We start from the raw sequence: 18434 nt of genomic DNA on the forward strand, positions 1-18434 counted from the left end.
GCGCCAAATCGCCTAGCATTCACCACGACTCGTTGATCACTACGCGTACACCCACGCCGATCCGAAGTCCACCACGCCACGGGACTCTGTCCCGCATCTGCTGGGCCCGCACAGCCGGCGTCCTGCGGTGCCTGTGTGGTTCGACGCCAGAACTGTGCTTCCGTCGCGCGACGCGGTGCTCCTGCGGCGTGGCTAAGCGCCCGCGCGCAACCGCCACTGCCGCACGCCTTCTCAGCGCCTCCAGCTCGCCGCTGCGACACCGCGCCCCACACCACCCAGCTCGCCACACCCGGCCACATGCTCACCGAATCTCAACGGGCATGGCGGATCTCACCACAGGGTGGGCTGGTTAACCAGCGGCGCCGCCTGCACCACGGCGTCATCCCAACCGTGGCGCATCGCTTCGCGCAACGCGACCGACCGTTCGCGCCGCAGGCCCCGACTGTCGAAGCGTCGCACCGCGTATCGGCCGCCGGCACGGCGCATCCGCGCCATGCAGTCCATGTTGTCGCCCTGCGAGCCCGAAACGACGTGCGGGTGGGGATCTGTCGCCGCCGCGAACTTGACGCACACCGGGTTGTCGCACTCGTGTAGCCCGAGCACCCTAGCGGCCACCACACCGGACACGATTGCCAACGCGTAGCGGTGCGGGCGAACGGACAAACCCGCTTCCTCGCGGGTGAGGTAGAAACGGCCGTAGACATCGGCGCCGATCGCGCCCGCCCAGATGTTGCAGTCCGAAGCCGTTGGCCCGCAGACGACGTGGCTGTGAAAAACGGGCGATCTCCGCAGCGTACACACGCCGATCAACGATCAACAGCTCCGCGCTTCTCATAGCCGTTGAACCTAACCGTCAGAACTGACATTCAGAGCGCCCAGCGCGGCCAGCTTCCACCGGCGTTGTGAACGCACTCCCAAGGTCCTGTGTGGTCCTGCAACCGCCGCCACACCGGGCACGCTGAGTAGAGCTGGCCAGACGCGTTGCGGGCGCGCCGGTCGAGCGCTTGCACCGCACGATGCTGAACCGGCTCGTGCGCCCACGTCCCCGACCTGCGTAGCGGCGGGCTGGCATGACACCGCACGCACGCGCCGACCAACGCCGCCCGGCGCCACTGATTCCGCACGCCGACGACCACGCCTCAACGCCCGCCGCACATCACGCCGACGCGGCGTCGGCCGGCGGCTCACTGATGTAAGGGTCAACAACTCCCATCGGTCCACCGGCCACGCCACCCGCACCTAGTGCATGCGAATCGTCACTGGCCGTGGGCTTCAGTCCGCGGTCCGTGCCGCAGCATGGTACGAACTATTCCGATCCCCAGATCGGTGCGCGCGGCGATCGTCGTCAGCGTCTCGCCACGGCTCTGCATACGCACGACCGCCGCGCCGCCCCTGGCGCGCTGCGCAACCACCTTCTTGGCGACTTCGACGTCGAGCTGCTGGCGCAGCTGGGCCAGGCGCTCCTTCTTCCAGGTTTCGATTTCGGCGATCTTGCCGACAGCGACGAGAATCTCCGCGGCATCGTCGATGTTCGCCTTCTCCTTCGCGACGCGGGCCTCGTTGGCCCGGCGGAACGCTCCATGGGCGCGCTTGCGGGCCTCAAGCTTCGATATCCGTGGTGTTGTCATGGTCGGGACCTTAGGAGCCTGCGAGCCGATCCGGCCACCACCACAGCCACATTCGTCGTTCACCAATTTTTTCGCCGCCGCTCCTGCCGCACCACCGTCTCTGCCCACACCCCACCGCTGCCCACTCCTCTCACCACCGCGCACAGCTCCCCAGCTACCTGTCCCACGACCCCCTTTCGTAGCCCAACGACAGACCACACACCTCTTGCACTCAGGAGAACCCGCCGGCTAAGACTTTTCTAAGAACCTCCGGTTTGGTGGTGGCTTCGCCAACCGCCAAGTTCGTAGCGTGCGGCGCATGCGGACGCCTGCGTGCGCGTCATGGTGATGACGCTGCACAAGCTGACCGCTGGGGACGGATACCTGTACCTGGTGCGGCAGGTCGCTGCCGCCGACAGCACCGAGCGCGGCCGCTCCACGCTGGCCGACTACTACTCAGCCAAAGGTGAATCGCCCGGTCGGTGAATGGGTCGCGGCTTGGCCGCTCTGTCTGACGCCGGCCGCTGCGAAGCCAGTCCGCAAGCCCGCGAGGCGATTTGGACCGTCGATGAGGGATCAGGCGTCAGCGAGGCGCAGATGCGCGCCCTATACGGATTGGGTCTGCACCCCAACGCCGAGCGCATCGAGACCTACGTCATCGGCCGGAGCATGGGCTCGGGGCGGGCGGCCAGCCGACTCGGTCGTGAGTTCCTGGTACGCAACGGCGAACCGGAGTACGCGCGGCGTCTGGCGGTGGCCTTCCGCGACCACAACGCCGAGAACGGCGCACACTGGAACGCCACCATCGCCCCGGAGATCCGCGCACAGATCCGCACCCGCGTGGCCTTGGAGCTATTCGCCGAGGAGTACGGCCGCCCACCCGCCGATGACCGCGAACTGTCCGGATTCATCGCCCGCAACACCCGCGCCCGCACGACCGCCGTCGCCGGATACGACCTGACGTTCTCGCCGGTGAAATCAGTGTCGGCGCTGTGGGCCATCGCCCCGCTACCGGTGGCCGAGCAGATTGAGGCTGCCCATGATGCGGCCGTCGCCGACGTATTGGAGTGGCTGCAAGATCAAGCCACCTTCACCCGCACCGGCGCCGGCGGCGTCGCCCAGGTCGACGCCGAAGGACTCATCGCCGCAGCGTTCACCCACCGCGACTCTCGCGCCGGCGACCCCGACTTACACACCCACGTCGCGATCTCCAACAAGGTGTCCCACGTGGACGCCAACGGCGTGCGCCGATGGCTCGCCCTAGACGGTCAACCGCTGCACCGGGTGACGGTCGCGGCCTCCGAGTTGTACAACACCCGCCTCGAAGCTCACATGATCGAAAGACTCGCGGTGCTGTTCGTGGAGCAGTCCCGCGGACGCGGGAAACGACCGGTCCGCGAGATCGACGGAATGTCACCAGAATTGATGTCACGGTGGTCGAGCCGGCGGGCCGCAATCAAGGCGCGCACCGCCGAGCTGGCCAAGCAGTTTCAGGCCGATCACGGACGCGAACCAACCAACACCGAAATCATCGCTTTGGCCCAGCAGGCGACGCTGGAATCGCGCGAGGCCAAACACGAGCCGCGCTCGCTGGCTGAGCAGCGCCACGTGTGGCGCACCCAAGCCGTGGAAGTCCTCGGGCGAGACGGTCTGCACCGCATGTTGGCCGGTGTCCTGGCCGGTCCCAACCGAGCCCGCACCACGCCCGTCGTCGACCATGAATGGGTCGCGTCGCGTGCTGGCGAACTGATTGCCACGGTGTCGGAATCCCGCGCCACATGGCAACGTCACCACGTGCGCGCAGAAGCGCTGCGAATCGCTCGATCGCACGGCGTGGCGCACGATGTCGCATTGGTCGAACGACTCACCGATACCGCTCTCGGAGACGCGTTCTCGGTGCCGCACGCCCGCATCGCCGACGCCGAATTCGGCGAGCCTGTCGCCTTGCGTCGCCGCGACGGTGCCAGCGCCTACTCCCGCCACGGCGTTCAGCTCTACACCAGCCGCGACACACTCGCCGCCGAGCGGCGCATTCTGGACGCGGTGCATCGCTGCGACGGCCGCGCCGCCACAGTCGCCGATGTCGAACTGGCTCTCGCAGATTCGGCGGCGCGCGGACGCACACTCAACACCGGCCAAGCCGCTTTGGTCTCCGAGATGGCGACCACCGGGCGCCGTGTCGCGCTCGCGCTCGCGCCCGCCGGAACCGGCAAGACCACGGCCATGGCGGCGTTGGCCCATGCGTGGCGCAGCTCGGGCGGACATGTGATCGGTTTGGCCCCGACAGCCGACGCGGCGATCGTGCTCGGGGCGGACCTGGGCGCCACCACCGACACCCTCGACAAGTACGTCTGGTCAGCCAATCCGGACAAGGCCGCGATCTCCGGTGTGCCCGACTGGTTTAAGCGGGTGGGCCCCAACACGCTCATCATCGTTGACGAGGCCGGCAAGGCCGCCACAGCCGGCCTGGACGCGATGATTACCGACGCGCTGCGCAAGGGCGCCAGCGTGCGCCTGGTCGGTGACGACGGCCAGTTGTCGTCCATCTCGGCCGGCGGTGTTCTGCGCGACATCGCCGAAGCCACCGACGCGCTCACCTTGAGCGAAGTCGTGCGATTCAAGTCACCCGCCGAAGCCGCCGCCGGGCTCGCGCTGCACGACGCCGACCCGGCCGGCATCGGCTTCTACATCGACCACCACCGCATCCACGTCGGCACCGACGAGACCGCGGCCGACATGGCCTATCAGGCATGGCGGGCCGACCTGGCCGCCGGCGCAGATTCCATCCTGCTCGCACCGACCAACGACGTCATCAACGAGCTCAACGCCCGCGCCCGCGCTGACCGGTTGGCCGCCGATCCCGACGCGGCCACCGCGGCCACGGTGGTGCTCGCAGATCAGCTGCACGCCAGCGCAGGAGACACCATCCGCACCCGCAAGAACAATCGCCGAATCACCATCGGGCGCAGCGATTTCGTGCGCAACGGCTACCGCTACACCATCACCGAAGTCCTCACCGACGGCAGCGTGAAAGCCCGCCACCTGCGCAGCGGACGCATCGTCACGCTGCCCGCCGACTACATCGCCGAACACGTCACGCTGGGCTACGCGGCCACCATCGACTCCGCCCAAGGCCTGACCGCAGGACGGCGCGACACCAAGGGAACTTGCCACATCGTCGGCTCGGACATGTTGACCCGCCAGCACCTCTACGTCGCGATGACCCGCGCCACCGACGAAAACCACCTGTACCTGTCCACGGCCGAAGGCGATCCCCACCGGCTGCTCTCCCTCAAGGCCACCCACCCCGACACCGCCGTCGATGTCCTGACCCGCGCCCTGGCCCGCGACGGCGCCCAGGTGTCGGCGACTACCGAAGCCCGGCGCGCCGAGGATCCGGCCACGCGGCTACAAGCTGCGGCCGACATGTTCTACGACGCCTTGGGCGTGGCAGCCGAAAACCAGTTGGGAGCAGGTGCGCGGGATCGGTTGGACGCCATCGCTGATGACGTAATCCCCCGGCTGAGCCAGCGCGAGGCCTGGCCGGTGCTGCGGCGCAACCTGTCTGTCCTGGCGCTCGGCGGCGCTGATCCCCGCGCGCTGCTGACCGAAGCGTTGGCCAAGGGCAGTGTCGATGACGCCGCCGACCCCGCCGCGGTCCTCGATCACCGCATCGATCCCGCCGGCACCCACTCCGCCGGCATCGGGGTGCTGCGCTGGCTTCCCGCCATCCCGCCGGCGCTGGCCGACGATCCGCACTGGGGTGCCTACCTCACCCGCCGCGAGCAACTCGTCCAAGGCCTGGCCGACCAGATCCGCGAGCGGGCGCGGGCATGGACCAACGCGACCGCCGCCGCCTGGGCGCGGCCGCTGATCACCGTGAATCCGGCACTGACCGCCGAAATCGCGGTGTTCCGGTCCGCCACCGGCGTGGAGGACGCCGACACTCGTCTCACCGGCGCGCGCCAGTACCCCGTGCGGACCCGCGCCGTACAGGCCACCCTGCAGCGCTACGCCGCCGCCGACATCAGCCGGCGCAGTGCCGACACCACCCGCTGGAACGACCTCATCGACGCCATCGACCCACGCCTGCGCGCCGATGCCTACTGGCCACAGCTGGCCGCCCAACTCGCCCAGGCCACCCGCACGACCGCCGACCTGCGGCAGATCATCACCACCGCTGCTCGCCAAGGCCCCCTGCCCGACGAGCTGCCCGCCGCCGCACTCTGGTGGCGCATCGCCGGCGCCCTGTCCCCGACCGCCACACTGGCCACCACGCATTCGCGGCTGCGCCCGGCCTGGATCACCGACGTCGACGCCGCGTTCGGGGCCGCGCTGACCGAAACCATCACCTCCGACCCGGCCTGGCCCGGGCTGGTCGCCGCGATCAGCGCGGCAGACCCGGCCACCTGGACCCCGCGCGACCTGCTCCACGTCGCCGCCGAACACCTCGCCGACGCCGCCGACGCCGACCACCCAATCCCACCGGCCGACTACGCACGATTAATCACCTACACCGTGGATGCGTTCACCCACCGGCTGCAAGCGCGTCTCGGCATCGACGTCGAAGACCTGCCTACCCCCGAGCACGCCCCACCGCACCCCGACGAGGAGGCACTGTTCCCGCCCGACCCTGAATACCCCTTCGCCGACATCAACCAAGCCCCACCCTTCGACGACCACTTCGACGCCGCCCAACCCGATGGCTCATTCGAATACACCTCCGAAAAATTCGGAGATTTGCAATTCGAAGACCTCTCAGCAAACCGTCCTATACCCGAATTAGGCATCACCATGAATTTGGTCACCACGCTTCAGAAGGAATACCGCGAGGTTTGCGAAACAATCAAAAACTTGGACGCAGAAATTCGCGCGGGAAATGGCCCCGCTATGCGCGATGCGGCCGACGAGCTGTTGCAGATGCGCCGCCAAGTCGACGCCGATCGACCCTACGGCCACGCCGTCGCCGCGGTGATGGAGCAGTGGGCCGATGCCGACGCCGCCTACAACGACACCCTGCGCCTGATCGAGCACGCCCGCACTCAGCTCGACCTGCTACAGACCAACCCCGATGCCGACGAACTCGACATCGCCTCAGCCCGCCAAGAACTCACGTTCTATACCGGCCTACTCCCCGATCAGGCGCCCTCAATGCAGTTTCAGCAGGCCCTCGCCGAGGCGCAGGCTGCGCGCACCGCGGCCGCCGGCGGCCACAAGATCGTCACCGAGCACGACATCGCCGCCGCACGCGGCGACGCCGAGCGCGCGGACCTGGCCGCCCGCGCGCAGCTGCGCGACCGGCGACAGGTGCTGCGCCGAGAACTCGAACGCGCCGAGCGCGATGTCGCTGCCGCCTTCGCCGCGGCCCAGACCGCCACCTCCGACACTCTCGAGCAGCTGCTGGAATCAGCCCGTTCCGAAGTTGCCTTGCTGCAAGTCGCCGGCGATGTCGACCTCACCCGCACGCCCCTGCTCTTCCCCGCGGCGGCCCTGGCTGCCCACGAGCCCGACATCGCCGACCGACTCAAAACTCTGGCCGTACAGCCGTATCGGCTCAGCGTCGTCCGAGCCGACGTCACAGACCGCGAAACCGCCGCGGCGCTCTACACCCTGCGCAGTACCGCCAACGCCAAAGACCGCAAAGTGCTTTGGCTGTCGACCACCGACGCCGGCGCGGCACCCGCCCGCGAGGCCGAGCTGGCCGACACCATCACCACCGCTGCCCACGCCCACCGCCAAATCAACGATCAGCAGTGGGCACTACCACCCGGAGCAATCGTCGTCATCGACGACCCCGCAGCCGCCGAACCCGACCAGCTCGCCGACATCGCCCGCCACGCCGCGGCCGCAGACGCACGCGTCATCCTTCTCGACCCACAGACACGCCGCGGCGCCAGCTCATCGGCGGTGCGCCTACTCAACCAAGCTCTGCCGTGGAACATCACCCTCACAGCCGTACCCGCCGCACCAGCACACCCCCTGCTACAGCCCGTCCCGGCGGTCACCCTGGCCGATCGCCTCGGCCGCACCCGCCTGAGCGAACCGTGGCGTCACATCCTCGCCCAGTACGACGCCGCAGGCCGCGCAGTCCGCTCGGCCCAGCGCCGCCACCTTGACCAGCGATGGCGCGCCCCCCACGTGGCGGTCGAAGATCCCGAGCACACCCTTTGTGCCAGCGTCGATGACTGACAGCCGCCTGCAACCTCTGAGCTGGCCGCTTGTCATGGTCGCGAGCGAAAGTTTGCGAGCCGCGTCTAAGCGACACGTTCCCTCCAACTGGAAGGACTACACACTGCCCACCGATGCGGCCCGTAAGAACAGATCGCAGCTGCCCAAGAAGAGACCTGCGGTGCGCAGTGAGCCGAACGCTTCGCGCAGCCCGGCGAACCGTCCCCGCGCGCACGGAGTGCACGTTCCCAGCAGGGCTCGGCGACCTATCGTTGGAGACATGGCGTCACCTTCACCCAACGAGTCCCGACCGGTCGCGGCGCAGCCGGGGGCGATTGACGAGGATCTCCTTGACGCTGAGTACGCCCGATTGGCCATCGCATTCAACAGCGAGGTCGCTGACGCCGAGCGACGCACGGCACGCGACACTTACATCAGCCGCCGTGAACCCTAGACTGCTTGCCCTCAGCCTTGCTCGCACTGCTGCTACCGTCAGCGCCGGATCATTTCGACAGCGCTAGATAATTGCATCTGCTGATTGCGCGCTACGCCAAGGCTCGCGTGCTCGGCTGCCCGCCGAGCACCTGGGCGTTGCCGACCTCGCTGAGGTGGTGTACACCTCCGCCGCCGTCCGCACCATCGCTGACGTTCTTGGTCATCAAGACAGTTTCTCTGCCTCGGCGAACATATCGGTGATCCAGGCGTTGCCGCGGCCATCGAGATGCAGTGCGCGGCGGCGTATACGGTGTCAGCCATCGGCAAACTCATCAGGCTCGCTGTCAGTGGCGGTGGCAGGTTCACATGAAGCGCTTTCCCGCCCGCACCCTACGGTTGCGCCGATTCAACGCCTGCACAGCCGCATCCATGCCACCCGGCGTCGACCCTGCGATCCGGCGCGTCGTCCACACGGTCTACTCCACGGATTTGGGGCTGCCCGAGGACTGGACCGCCACCCAGCGAGCCGAGTTCATCGACGCCAAGCAGACAAGATCACCTGGATGGCCCACGCCTACGCCCCCACCCACGCAGACGTAACCAGGCGCGCGCCGCCGTGCGCCACCGGACTGTACGAACTCGTCACCGACACCGACGACTGGTGATCGAGCTGCCCGTGGTCCACGAACCTTTCGGCGCGTTCGCCCGCTAGCGTGCATCCCTATGCGCGTGGGTGTCTATGTCGACGGGTTCAACCTGTACTACGGCGGCCGCGGCCTCTGCGGGAAAGGTGTGGCGGGCTGGCGCTGGCTCGACATTCGCGCGCTAGGAACGCGACTGGTCGCCAATCATTCGGCGTGGACGGGTGCCACAGTTGACCGCGTTATCTATTGCACGGCCGTCATTTCCGGCGCCGACAATCCCGTAGGCAACCGCGAGCAAGACGTGTACCTGCGGGCGCTGCGCCGATCTCAGACCGCTGACCACATCGAACTGGGCAACTATGTGCACCGCGTGGCCCGCGCGCCGCTGGCCACCCCGGACCGCAATTTCCGTCCCATCCTTACCCATCCCGGCGGCCCGTTGATGGTAAAAGACGCTGGCGGCCAGGACAACCCCGGCGCAATGTTCATGGTGTCCACCGCCCGACGCGAGGAAAAGGGCTCCGACGTGAACGTAGCGGCTCATCTACTGCTCGATGTGCTTGAGCAGCGCATCGACGCGGCCGTGGTGATCAGCAACGACAGTGATCTGAAGTTCCCGATCCAGGCGGCACGTGATCGCATCCCGGTCGGCACGGTCAACCCTTCGCGCAACCACACCGCGGGCAAGCTGCGCGGCTCGCCAGCAGACGGTGTTGGCAACCACTGGTGGTATCAGCTCAACGCAGCCGATTTCCAGGCCTGCCAACTCCCAGACCCCGCTGGCGGCGTCCCCAGACCCGGCCCGTGGTGACCACACCCATGACGAAAGGGAATTGCATCAACGCAATTTGCGTTGCATAATTGCGTCATACCACCCGTCCCTGCTGGGGGCGGGTTTTTTCATGCCCGGGACACGGGCTTTCCACATCCGCGCGGTAGGTCAGGCGATGCCGGTTCGACTAGTACCTCTCCTCAGCGCGCATACGTTGCAGCAGCATGCCGGCGGGATCAGCTCCGTCAACCATCGGAATCGTTGGCCGCGGCGCGGGTCCGCGCGTGGTCGCGGGGTGCAACTTGCCGATGCGCATGAGTGCAGTGAGAGCGACGATCTCATCGTCGTGCTTCATACTGGCCGCCCCTCAGTCGATCGTCGTCTCAGTATTCACATCAGTATCACCAGCTCCGGCGTATCTGCCAAGTGTTATCTCAGGTGAGCATGCCGCATGCCAAGCTCTAAGCCTTAGTAGTCCGGCTCACATGCCAGTGATCACCGATCGTCATCGTTGTGCCAAGTCGTCTTCGACGCTGGCGAGCGCATTCATGATCAAGTCCCGAAGATGCGTGTTGCCGATGGCGGCTGCGGCGTAACACATGTCTGGCAGTGGCAGCGGGCGCGTGGCCCACCCCCCGATGTGCTCGGCGGTGCGGGATACCAGCCAATGCGCCCGGTAGCGCGCAAGCTCTTCGACTGTCTCGCTTGGATCAGTTTGTCCAACGAAGCCGGGCCGGAAAATCGAGGTCACTGTGTTGAAGTCCTTGGCCGCCGCGTCGTACTCAGCCCACTGCTGGGGACTCGGATCACGGTCGCCGCCGCGAGTCAGCCAAATCTGGCGAACGGGATTGGGGATGCCGCCGTCGACCGCCTGCGCCTGGGTGGTCGCCGAATTCGTCAACGCCGCGCTTGCCGCCGAGACGATTCGATCCTGGAAAATCGGGTCGGCGTCCATCACGCGCAGCAGTCGCGGATACACGTCGGGCCACAGCGCCGCCAGTCGGTGCACGTGCATGCTGTCCAGCGCGGGAGCGGCGACCTGCGCGCCAGGCTGCAGCAGCGGGTTAGTCTGTCGAGTACACGAGGGCGGATGCTCGACCCCGGCATCACGCAGCACACTCACCCCGACTGTGGTCGCGGCCGCGACCAGGCGCCAGCCCATCCCGGCGCGCAGCTGCGCGTATTCGATGAGGACGCGCGCCGGATCGGCCCAGCCGAACCAAAGCTGCCGAAAATGGTCGTCCACCAAAGGATCTGTGGCAAGGACGCGCACCGACCGCGGGACGAAGACGCCAGCGGGGATATAGCTCGCTCCGTCATTTGAGGTGATGACGGTTTCCGTTCCGCTGGGTGACCGAAAGACCCCTACCGCCCATTCGATGGGGTAGCTGACTGTTTGAGCGGCGAGCTGAAGCTTCCACGCCAACTCCTTGGCGGCCGCCGCGTCCGCCGATTCGCGGCGCTCACGTGCTGCGGCGGTTTGATCCGCGGCCACCACGCTCGCCGGAATCAGCGTCGCGCCCGCTCCCGCACCCGACGGCGGCGGGGAAGCCGATGGGCCATTGCTGCCAGCGCCAAGGGTTCCAGCGGGCACGGTCGCCGCTGGCGGCGGCATAGCCCCCGCTGGCGGTCCCATCGAACCGGGCGGCAGCATCATCGGGGCGCCACCGCCGCCGGTGCCCATTCCGGCCCCGGTAGGAGCCGCGGCTGGCGCAGCCGGGGCCACCATGCCTGACTGAGCAGCAGCCGGCGAAACGCCACCACCGCCTGCGGCGGCGGCCGAAGCCGGAGTTGCATGTCCTCCCGCCGACAAGGCCGGTGACGGACTCGCCGGAGCTGGCGGCGGTGCTGCGGGCACCCCACCACCCATACTCGCCGAAGTCGACAACCCCTGATTGAACGCAGACGATAAAGGCGACCCTGCTCCTGACCCGGGTACGCCGCCACCTTTCGGCAACCCGCTTGCAGCACCGGGTATTTGGCCCACGCCGCTACTCGGCGGATTGGACCCTGTACTCGGCAGGCCGCCACTTCCCAGGCCGCTGGGCATCTTCGGCACCCCACCGGAACCCATGCCACCACCACCGCTGCCCATGCCGCCCATCGACGGCACACCGCTACCGCCCAGGGGCGAGGCCGCCGACCGGGGCGGGGCTACTCCAGGAGTCGCCTGCGTCACCGGGCCGGTCGCCGTATCGATCCCTTCATCGGCTGTGGCCGTTTCGATTCCAGGATTGACCCCAGACTGTGCGGTTGTACCTGCAGAGTCGGTCGGCGCTTCGGCTGGAGGCTTGGGGGCGTCAGCCCCGGCCTGCGGCTTCTCAGCGTCACTGTAAGGATCTTCATCCTGTTCGATGCCGGCCGACGTGTGGTGGTCGAGGGGCTGTATTGCCGGGGCCGAGGGAGCATCGCCCCACTTCGTCAAAAGACTTAGAGCCCTTGTGTTTTCACTGCTCTTCTGAAATGCGACATGGGCCGCCATTGCAGCAGCAACCCCAGCTTCAGTCTGGTACCGGGCAAGGCCGTGGTAAGTGGTTACGAGGGCTTCTGCTTCGCCTGGAAGTTTCGCGCTCGCGATCTTCGCGTCAGCGTCCCGTAGCAATTGCTCTTGACCTGCACGCGTATCGCGCAGCACGGTGGCAATATCAGCGCATTTGTCGGCGACTTTCGCGTGCCATTCGGCTACCGTCTTGGCCTCCTCGGCCAGCACCGCTCCTGCACGGTGAGCCTCGTCGAACCCCCGCGAATCGGCGGCATCACGAAACGCTGCGTTGTTGCGAACGATCTCCTGGTGGATCCCGTCCCACGACGTAGCGCCAGCTCGGTAGCTCTGCTCCTGCGCATCCCAGTGCGTAGCGTCCGGCGGCTCCATGTCTGACGTAACGATAAGCGGGCCATACGATCCCGCAGACCCTCCTACAGCAGGCATCAGCGCAACCCACACTCGGATCTGATGACATCGATCAGATCGTTGCCGCGCTTTTGCTCGCGATCTGCCTCGTCCCAGTGGCGCATGTTCAGCGCATGCAGCATGTCGATTCTGGCGGCCATCCAGTCGTATAGCGGCTTCGCGGTCGAAGCTGGTGTGGCGTCGGTCAACTGAGTACGTAAGTACGACACCGCAGTCATACCAGTGAGCTTTTCCGTGGCCAATGCCGCGCTGGTTTCCGTACTGTTCCAGCTCTGCTTCAACGCCTCGGCGCTGGCTCTACTGGCCAGCGCCGTCGACCGCGCCACCCGATCCCACGCGCCGCATGCGGCCGCCCTGGCTGCCTGGGTTCCGCTGCTGCTGTATGTGGGCGCCGGGGGCGGCACGACATTCGCGGTGTGCCGGGCGGGCTGGTCTAGATGGGCGAGGGCCAGGCCGCTGGTCACCACGGCACCGCCTGCGACCACAAAGGCCGCCGCAGCGGCGGCGAGCCTGGGGCGGCCACGCCACCGGCCATTCTTGGTCATGTAACGACGGTATCGCGAAGCGACGACACTGGGCCACCGTCACGGGCACATCCGAAAGCGCGAGTTTCCGCAGCTCATGTCACCTATAGGCAACACGGAGCAATCCAACGGCGTCGGCAGATCATGTGCTCAAAATGACGATTATGGCGACAGTGCTCGACGAGCTGGGGCTCGCTTGTGGGAGGCAGCTCAGTCATCGGTCAGGCGAACGCGAATCGGCGCAAGAGCCGACGGCGTTCGGTCTTGACCCAGAACACCATGATCTCCGCGTATCCAGTGGGATTTGAATGCGCGCCGGTCAACGGTCAGGCTGGGAGTCCGGTGTGAACGGCCGCCAGCACAACAATCCGGGTGTGGAGATTTGATGGGTGGCTGATACCGGTGTGCGGCCGCGTCCATCTAGTGGTGCTGACCATCCGCTCTTTCAACTCCACGGGCAACGACATGTCGGCGTCGCCTGAAACTAACCCCGTGTCGGGAAAAGGGGTCAATTTTCGGCCGCCGTTGACACGACAGTAGGATTTCGACGGATAGACGACCAGAGTCGCTCTGAACCATCCGGACATACTTGCCTCGTGCTTGATCATGTTCGTACGTCATCGCCGAACTTCAAGCGAGCCCCTCTAGAAGCAGCGGCGTATCCTTCGACCGTGACGAACGAGGATGGTGACACGGGGTGTGGGGCCGCTCCCCCGCACCGCTTCGGTCAACGGCCCGACGTTATTGTTCCGGGCGACTTCGACGAGCTGCCAACGCCGGGCAAGAATGAAGCTTGGGAAGCGCCCGACCCAGCCTCCCAGGACGACAGCGATGCATCCCAAGATCTCGACGACGACTGGCCCATCGACGCCGCAGACCTTCACGAATCGCTACTGGAGGCGGAAGCCGACCTCGCAGCCGGGCGCACAGTTAACGAGGGCGAGATCCGAGCCCGCTACGGCTTGCCGCGACCAAGCAAAGGCTGACCCCCGCTGGTCCCTTCGGTCTACCCAGAATCGGCGATCTTGTGCGCTCGCTCATCCACGGAACGCCCGGCCCTCTTGCTGGCGTTGATCCACACTCGGCGCGATTCACCGGCGTTACCCGAGCAGCGCATCAATGACATCGGCCACTGCGCGCCGATGTCGGACATGCCAATGGTCGAGCCGTGGCGGCGCCTAGGCGACCGCGATCGAAATATGTGGCATACGTCAGCCTGAGAACGGCGCGAAGTTACCGTGACTGAGCGCAGGGGCTGGACGGTCTGCGGTGCGCTGTAGCCCTAGAGGGAACGTGGCGAACACGTGCCTAAGCACTATCCGGCTCATAGTTGCCGTCTTCGTAGGGCGTTACGGTTGTCATCGAAAGGTGAACGCGTGCCCGGGTGACGAGTTCTGTCACCGCGGGGTTCAAGAGTTCGCCGACCGTGACGTTCAAGCTCTTGGCATACGCGGTCACGACTTCGTGATCCTCTTCAGTGACGCGCTTCGCTAGGAACTTCGGTCTCGCGCGATTCTCGCGATGGCGCCAGTTCCGCCGACGACTAGAGGAATCGTCTGACATTGGACTCCGTTGGCGTTTTCAGCACTTGTTTTTTTATCCTCCAGATGTACGGACTACTCACGGGCAATTGGCAATGTCGTCTCCTACGCTGACAACAGCGGGATCTGCGGTGAAGCCTTTCACAAACGCCGGCCATTGAATCGCGGTTATTTCCTCGAGTTCCCGGGGGTTCCCTCTCGTATTCCGTCCATTGCTGAATGCTGGGATCACAGTCACAGCCGTAAGTCATCCAAATCTGGCGGATGGAATAAATGGTCCCACCGTCGAAACTCTGAGCCTGCGTCGTTGCCGAGTTCTTCAGCTGAGCGCTCACAGCCCGAGACGATCCTGTCCTCGAAGATGGACTCGTCGTGACGGTCGAGCAGACGACTTCCAACCAGCCGAATCGGCGGATCCAGGAAGGACTTACGTTCACCGCATGATATCTGGCGAATTCTGTCCCCTTCCAATCATTCTCCGGAAAGCCAAACACTCTTGTTGTCAAGGCAATACGACACGGCATCGGGCGACACAACCTTGAAATCGCTCAATATCAACGCACAGTCGTCGGCACTGAACCCCACATCCGCTAGCGCCTTCATCCATGCGATCAGAGCCCGCCCTCTCCCATCCACGTCCGAAGCAAGCGCCCAGACACGCCCAAAGGTCGCGGCGGTGGAACGCGCATAAGCGTCGCGGACCACAGCTGCAGCGTCGTCGAATAGTGCCTGAGAAGTCGAGGCGTACCGTTCTAGCTCATCAGTTCTGATACCACTGACACTGAGATAGAGCAGCGCGTGGGTAACTTCCGTACGCCAAAGATCCTGCAATGTGGGGCGTTGAACGCGTCGTGGCTGAAGGACGTGTACATAATCCGCGCCTTCCCTGTATGTCGTCGGCTGACCCGTGTTGCCATGGTTGGGCGGCATGGCTGATGCACTTTGTATGCCTTCGCCTGCAGCAAGTGAAGTAGCAAGGTCCATGCACGCGCCTCCAAGCCGAGTCCACACCGCGTGCAGACGATCGGCATGCAGCGCGAGCGGATAGGTCACAAATGCTGATCCATCCGGTAAGACGTGGGAAGTTACGACGCAGAATGAACGCGCCCACTGGGCCGCCTGTCCGACGACTTCCGCGATTGCAGCGTGCCGCCGACCGAGCTCAAACCCCCGGCTATTGGCTTGCCCGAGTTCGTCGTTCACATCCTGCCTCCAACGCGGACCATGGAAGGCCCCGATATTTCTAGCCTGCTCGCAGAGCAGGTAATTCGTGGAACGGCCTGTACGAGACGCCGATTGCTCGATCGTCTGTGCAGGCCCGACAACCTCGTGACTTGGCATCCTTCCGATCAACAAGACTCGCGGCCTGACGACGCATCTGCGCGCGTCTGGCGGCAAGCTCAGTCGATTGCCAGCGGCCGCAGCCATCCGCCAACCCGTTGACAGAGCCGGATCCTTCGCCAATGAGACCAACAAAGTGTGCAAACATCGGCACGGTCACCGCAGCAGCAGCGCATGTCGTTCGAGCGAGCTGATCTGCCAGTCGCTGAAAACTCAAAGCCAGTGTGTCGCCGTGCACGCTCCTACGGTACCGCTAGCTGGCAATGACTGGCTAGCAGCCGAAACACATTACCTAAGAATAGATTTTGCCGGAACAGCCATGCGCTCGCCCTGTAGAAGCTTAGGTATCAACTGATGCTCATCTTATGCACGACCAGTGACTAACTAACGCCCAACTAGTACCCATTTACTGCTCCACATAGGCACAATGGGCGTCACCGGGCGCTCGCCGAAGGCCGTACCGGTACGGCCAGAATTCCGGCACAGCGAAGCTCCTCCGAACACGATCTCGTCAGACCGCCTTTGGATTTCGCCGCTTGTCGCTACCGGGTGACGACAAGAGTTGAATCTTTCCCAAGTTGCATCTGGTGGTGGACGCCGTTTCATCCATTCATCTACGTTCCAATTCATCGAGATCCCTATCGCTCTGTCAGCCTGCAGCGAGTCTGCATAGTGGCCGTCCGAGCCATCACACGTGACCTCTAGAGAACCTCGGAAGACGATGATCGACGAAACTTCAAGACTAAGAGAGTATTACCGATGAGCTGGAAGGCGCTCGACTGGGCGATAACCATCGAGGTTTCGAGCCCGATGATGCGCCTTGTCCTCATACTGCTCGCGAACCGGGCAGACGACAAGTTTTCGTGCTACCCGTCAATCCGAAAGCTTGTCTCGGAATCTTGCGCCGCGCGGAGCACCGTGTTGGAAACGCTTCGCAAACTCGAGGATAAGGGCCTCGTGCAGCGAGTTGCTCAGTATCACGATTCGGGAGCCAGGCGTTCGAGCCGCTACCTTCTTAATCACCCAGATGCGACGCACAGTTCTCCCCTTCCGGAGATCGGACCCCCCCAGTCCGCCAACACGACGGGCGCCGTCCGACCTCCGGAAGGGGATTGTCCGCCGGTTGTACCCCCGCGGGTCCAGGGCACTGACGCCTTGAACCTTTCAATAGAACCTTTACACAAACCGTCGTCGGCAGCAGTGCTGAGTTCACTTCCAAGCTCATGGCAAGTCAATCGGGAGGACGCGAGAAAACTTGCACCGGCAATCGAGGCGGCCTTCGGCGCGGGCTGGACATCACAGACGCTGTTGGCCCATCTTTCGACCCGGCCAGAGGGGGTGCGCTATCCCGCTGCTGTCCTCGCACGACGTCTCACTGAGCTACCCGCCCCACCAACACTTTCCGCACAACAAAGACCATTGTGGTGTGGCGATTGTGAGGACCCAATGTCGCGCACGATCACAGTCACACAGTCGGACGGAACTGAAGCAGCAGCGTTTTGCCCGCGTTGCAGCCCACAGAAGCAGTCAGCGAGAGTGGCAAACTCGACAAATTGCGAGGGGGAGGTGAAATAAGATGGAATCGAACATATTTGATCATCTTCCACTGCTTCTCGCGGTTCCCCGGGCTGCGAGCATTCTGGGAATCAGTCGCGCTGCGGCTTACAGACTCGCCGCGTCTGGCGAGCTCCCAGTCCGCAGACTCGGCGGACGAGTCTATGTCGTCACTGCCGAGTTGCGCCAGTTAGTTGCATCGTGAAGGGGTCGGTCTACCAACGTGGAAGGACGTGGACATACCGATTCCGAGCGCCTGAGCGAGATTCATCCACCGGCGAGTATCCAATCATCTCCAAGGGTGGCTTTCCCACGGAGAAGGAGGCCTGGAAGGCGTGTCGCGATGCCATGCGGGGAGCCGATCAAGGTCGCGATGTGCGACCCTCGACTCGCACGGTGGCACAGTTCTTCGCCGAATGGTTCTCAGCCTTGGAACCTTCTATGGACGCAACGACTTGGCAGAACTGGAACGACTACGCTAGGTGTTATGTAGTACCGCACATTGGGGCAGAAAAGCTCCAACGGCTCGATGAGCCTCAACTGCTGAAGCTTTACGCGAAATTACTTTCTGAAGGCCGGATCAAGCAGGACCGCAACTACGCGATGTATCACTACTGGCGTAGCCATACGGTCGATGGTTCGACACCGAGTCCGCGCGAAGACGCTAAGGCGTGTGGCACAACGATCCACGCTGCCCGAGCTGCGGTACGTCGGTACAACGCGGGCATCGCTCCAAAGCAGGTGCATCCCGGACTGGCGCCGAAGACCGTGCGAAACATACACGCAATGATCCACCGCGCACTTGTGGATGCCGTCGCGTGGAAGTACACGTCTCATAATGCTGCTGAGGGGGACCCGTTTGGTGGTCCAGTCGCTATGCGACTTGGGGTTGGTGGGTCGTGGTCCACTGTAGAGCGAACTCGGCTGGGGTGAGTTC

The 18434-nt window shown here is 64.9% G+C and carries 14 protein-coding genes and 2 pseudogenes; 9 read left to right on the forward strand and 7 right to left on the reverse strand.

From position 1 onward, the window contains the following. Positions 1 to 330: 330 nt before the first annotated feature. Entirely contained in the window at positions 331 to 801 is a 471-nt protein-coding gene (locus RMCN_RS24045) for a hypothetical protein (RefSeq protein WP_234787764.1), read from the reverse strand. A gap of 269 nt (positions 802 to 1070) precedes the next feature. Here RMCN_RS24045 and RMCN_RS31895 point away from each other — a divergent pair, with 269 nt between their 5' ends. Further along, positions 1071 to 1196 carry a hypothetical protein gene (locus RMCN_RS31895; protein ID WP_263987531.1) on the forward strand — a complete coding sequence of 42 codons (126 nt, stop codon included), beginning with the start codon at positions 1071 to 1073 and terminating at the stop codon, positions 1194 to 1196. A gap of 60 nt (positions 1197 to 1256) precedes the next feature. On the opposite strand, the gene RMCN_RS24050 is transcribed toward RMCN_RS31895, so the two are convergent. Then, positions 1257 to 1628, reverse strand: coding sequence for a hypothetical protein (locus RMCN_RS24050; RefSeq protein WP_234787765.1), 372 nt, complete (start codon positions 1626 to 1628; stop codon positions 1257 to 1259). Between the two features lie 321 nt (positions 1629 to 1949). Between RMCN_RS24050 and mobF the strand changes: the two are divergent. Next, positions 1950 to 7796 (forward strand): annotated as a pseudogene (gene mobF / locus RMCN_RS24055) (MobF family relaxase). Positions 7797 to 7892: 96 nt separating this feature from the next. On the opposite strand, the gene RMCN_RS31135 reads toward mobF, so the two are convergent. Further along, positions 7893 to 8057 (reverse strand): hypothetical protein, encoded by a 165-nt coding sequence (locus RMCN_RS31135; protein ID WP_165604475.1) that lies wholly within the window; start codon positions 8055 to 8057, stop codon positions 7893 to 7895. Between RMCN_RS31135 and RMCN_RS24060 the strand changes: the two genes are divergently transcribed. The 3 genes from RMCN_RS24060 (at position 8056) to RMCN_RS24065 (ending at position 9665) form a co-directional block, all read left to right on the forward strand. Beyond that, positions 8056 to 8229, forward strand: coding sequence for a hypothetical protein (locus RMCN_RS24060; RefSeq protein ID WP_234787766.1), 174 nt, complete (start codon positions 8056 to 8058; stop codon positions 8227 to 8229). The genes RMCN_RS31135 and RMCN_RS24060 overlap by 2 nt on opposite strands. Positions 8230 to 8576: 347 nt before the next feature. Continuing rightward, positions 8577 to 8810 carry a hypothetical protein gene (locus RMCN_RS30875; RefSeq protein WP_131808598.1) on the forward strand — a complete coding sequence of 78 codons (234 nt, stop codon included), beginning with the start codon at positions 8577 to 8579 and terminating at the stop codon, positions 8808 to 8810. A gap of 123 nt (positions 8811 to 8933) precedes the next feature. Continuing rightward, positions 8934 to 9665, forward strand: coding sequence for an NYN domain-containing protein (locus RMCN_RS24065; protein ID WP_067394599.1), 732 nt, complete (start codon positions 8934 to 8936; stop codon positions 9663 to 9665). Between the two features lie 148 nt (positions 9666 to 9813). Here RMCN_RS24065 and RMCN_RS31600 read toward each other — a convergent pair. The 3 genes and pseudogenes from RMCN_RS31600 to RMCN_RS24080 form a co-directional block, all read right to left on the reverse strand. Beyond that, positions 9814 to 9927 (reverse strand): annotated as a pseudogene (locus tag RMCN_RS31600) (prevent-host-death family protein); the annotation flags it as partial. Positions 9928 to 10131: 204 nt separating this feature from the next. After that, positions 10132 to 11310 (reverse strand): EspK C-terminal domain-containing protein, encoded by a 1179-nt coding sequence (locus RMCN_RS31605; protein ID WP_234787767.1) that lies wholly within the window; start codon positions 11308 to 11310, stop codon positions 10132 to 10134. A gap of 1244 nt (positions 11311 to 12554) precedes the next feature. Continuing rightward, on the reverse strand, positions 12555 to 13082 hold the full coding sequence (locus RMCN_RS24080) for a hypothetical protein (protein WP_067394602.1): 528 nt from the start codon (positions 13080 to 13082) through the stop codon (positions 12555 to 12557). 650 nt (positions 13083 to 13732) lie between these two features. On the opposite strand from RMCN_RS24080, the gene RMCN_RS24085 reads away from it, so the two are divergent. Continuing rightward, on the forward strand, positions 13733 to 14047 hold the full coding sequence (locus RMCN_RS24085; RefSeq protein WP_067394605.1) for a hypothetical protein: 315 nt from the start codon (positions 13733 to 13735) through the stop codon (positions 14045 to 14047). Between the two features lie 1026 nt (positions 14048 to 15073). On the opposite strand, the gene RMCN_RS24095 is transcribed toward RMCN_RS24085, so the two are convergent. After that, positions 15074 to 15805, reverse strand: coding sequence for a hypothetical protein (locus RMCN_RS24095; RefSeq protein WP_067394609.1), 732 nt, complete (start codon positions 15803 to 15805; stop codon positions 15074 to 15076). A gap of 951 nt (positions 15806 to 16756) precedes the next feature. On the opposite strand from RMCN_RS24095, the gene RMCN_RS24100 reads away from it, so the two are divergent. From RMCN_RS24100 to RMCN_RS31610, 3 genes are read left to right on the forward strand one after another with little or no spacing between them, the layout of a single operon-like run. Then, entirely contained in the window at positions 16757 to 17518 is a 762-nt protein-coding gene (locus RMCN_RS24100; RefSeq protein WP_234787769.1) for a helix-turn-helix domain-containing protein, read from the forward strand. A 1-nt stretch (position 17519) separates the two neighbouring features. Then, entirely contained in the window at positions 17520 to 17702 is a 183-nt protein-coding gene (locus RMCN_RS24105; protein WP_084377715.1) for a helix-turn-helix domain-containing protein, read from the forward strand. Beyond that, entirely contained in the window at positions 17699 to 18430 is a 732-nt protein-coding gene (locus RMCN_RS31610) for an Arm DNA-binding domain-containing protein (protein WP_234787768.1), read from the forward strand. Before RMCN_RS24105 ends, RMCN_RS31610 begins: the two co-directional genes overlap by 4 nt. Positions 18431 to 18434 lie beyond the last annotated feature (4 nt).

This window comes from Mycolicibacterium novocastrense (assembly GCF_001570485.1).
GTDB classification, from domain to species: Bacteria; Actinomycetota; Actinomycetes; order Mycobacteriales; family Mycobacteriaceae; genus Mycobacterium; species Mycobacterium novocastrense.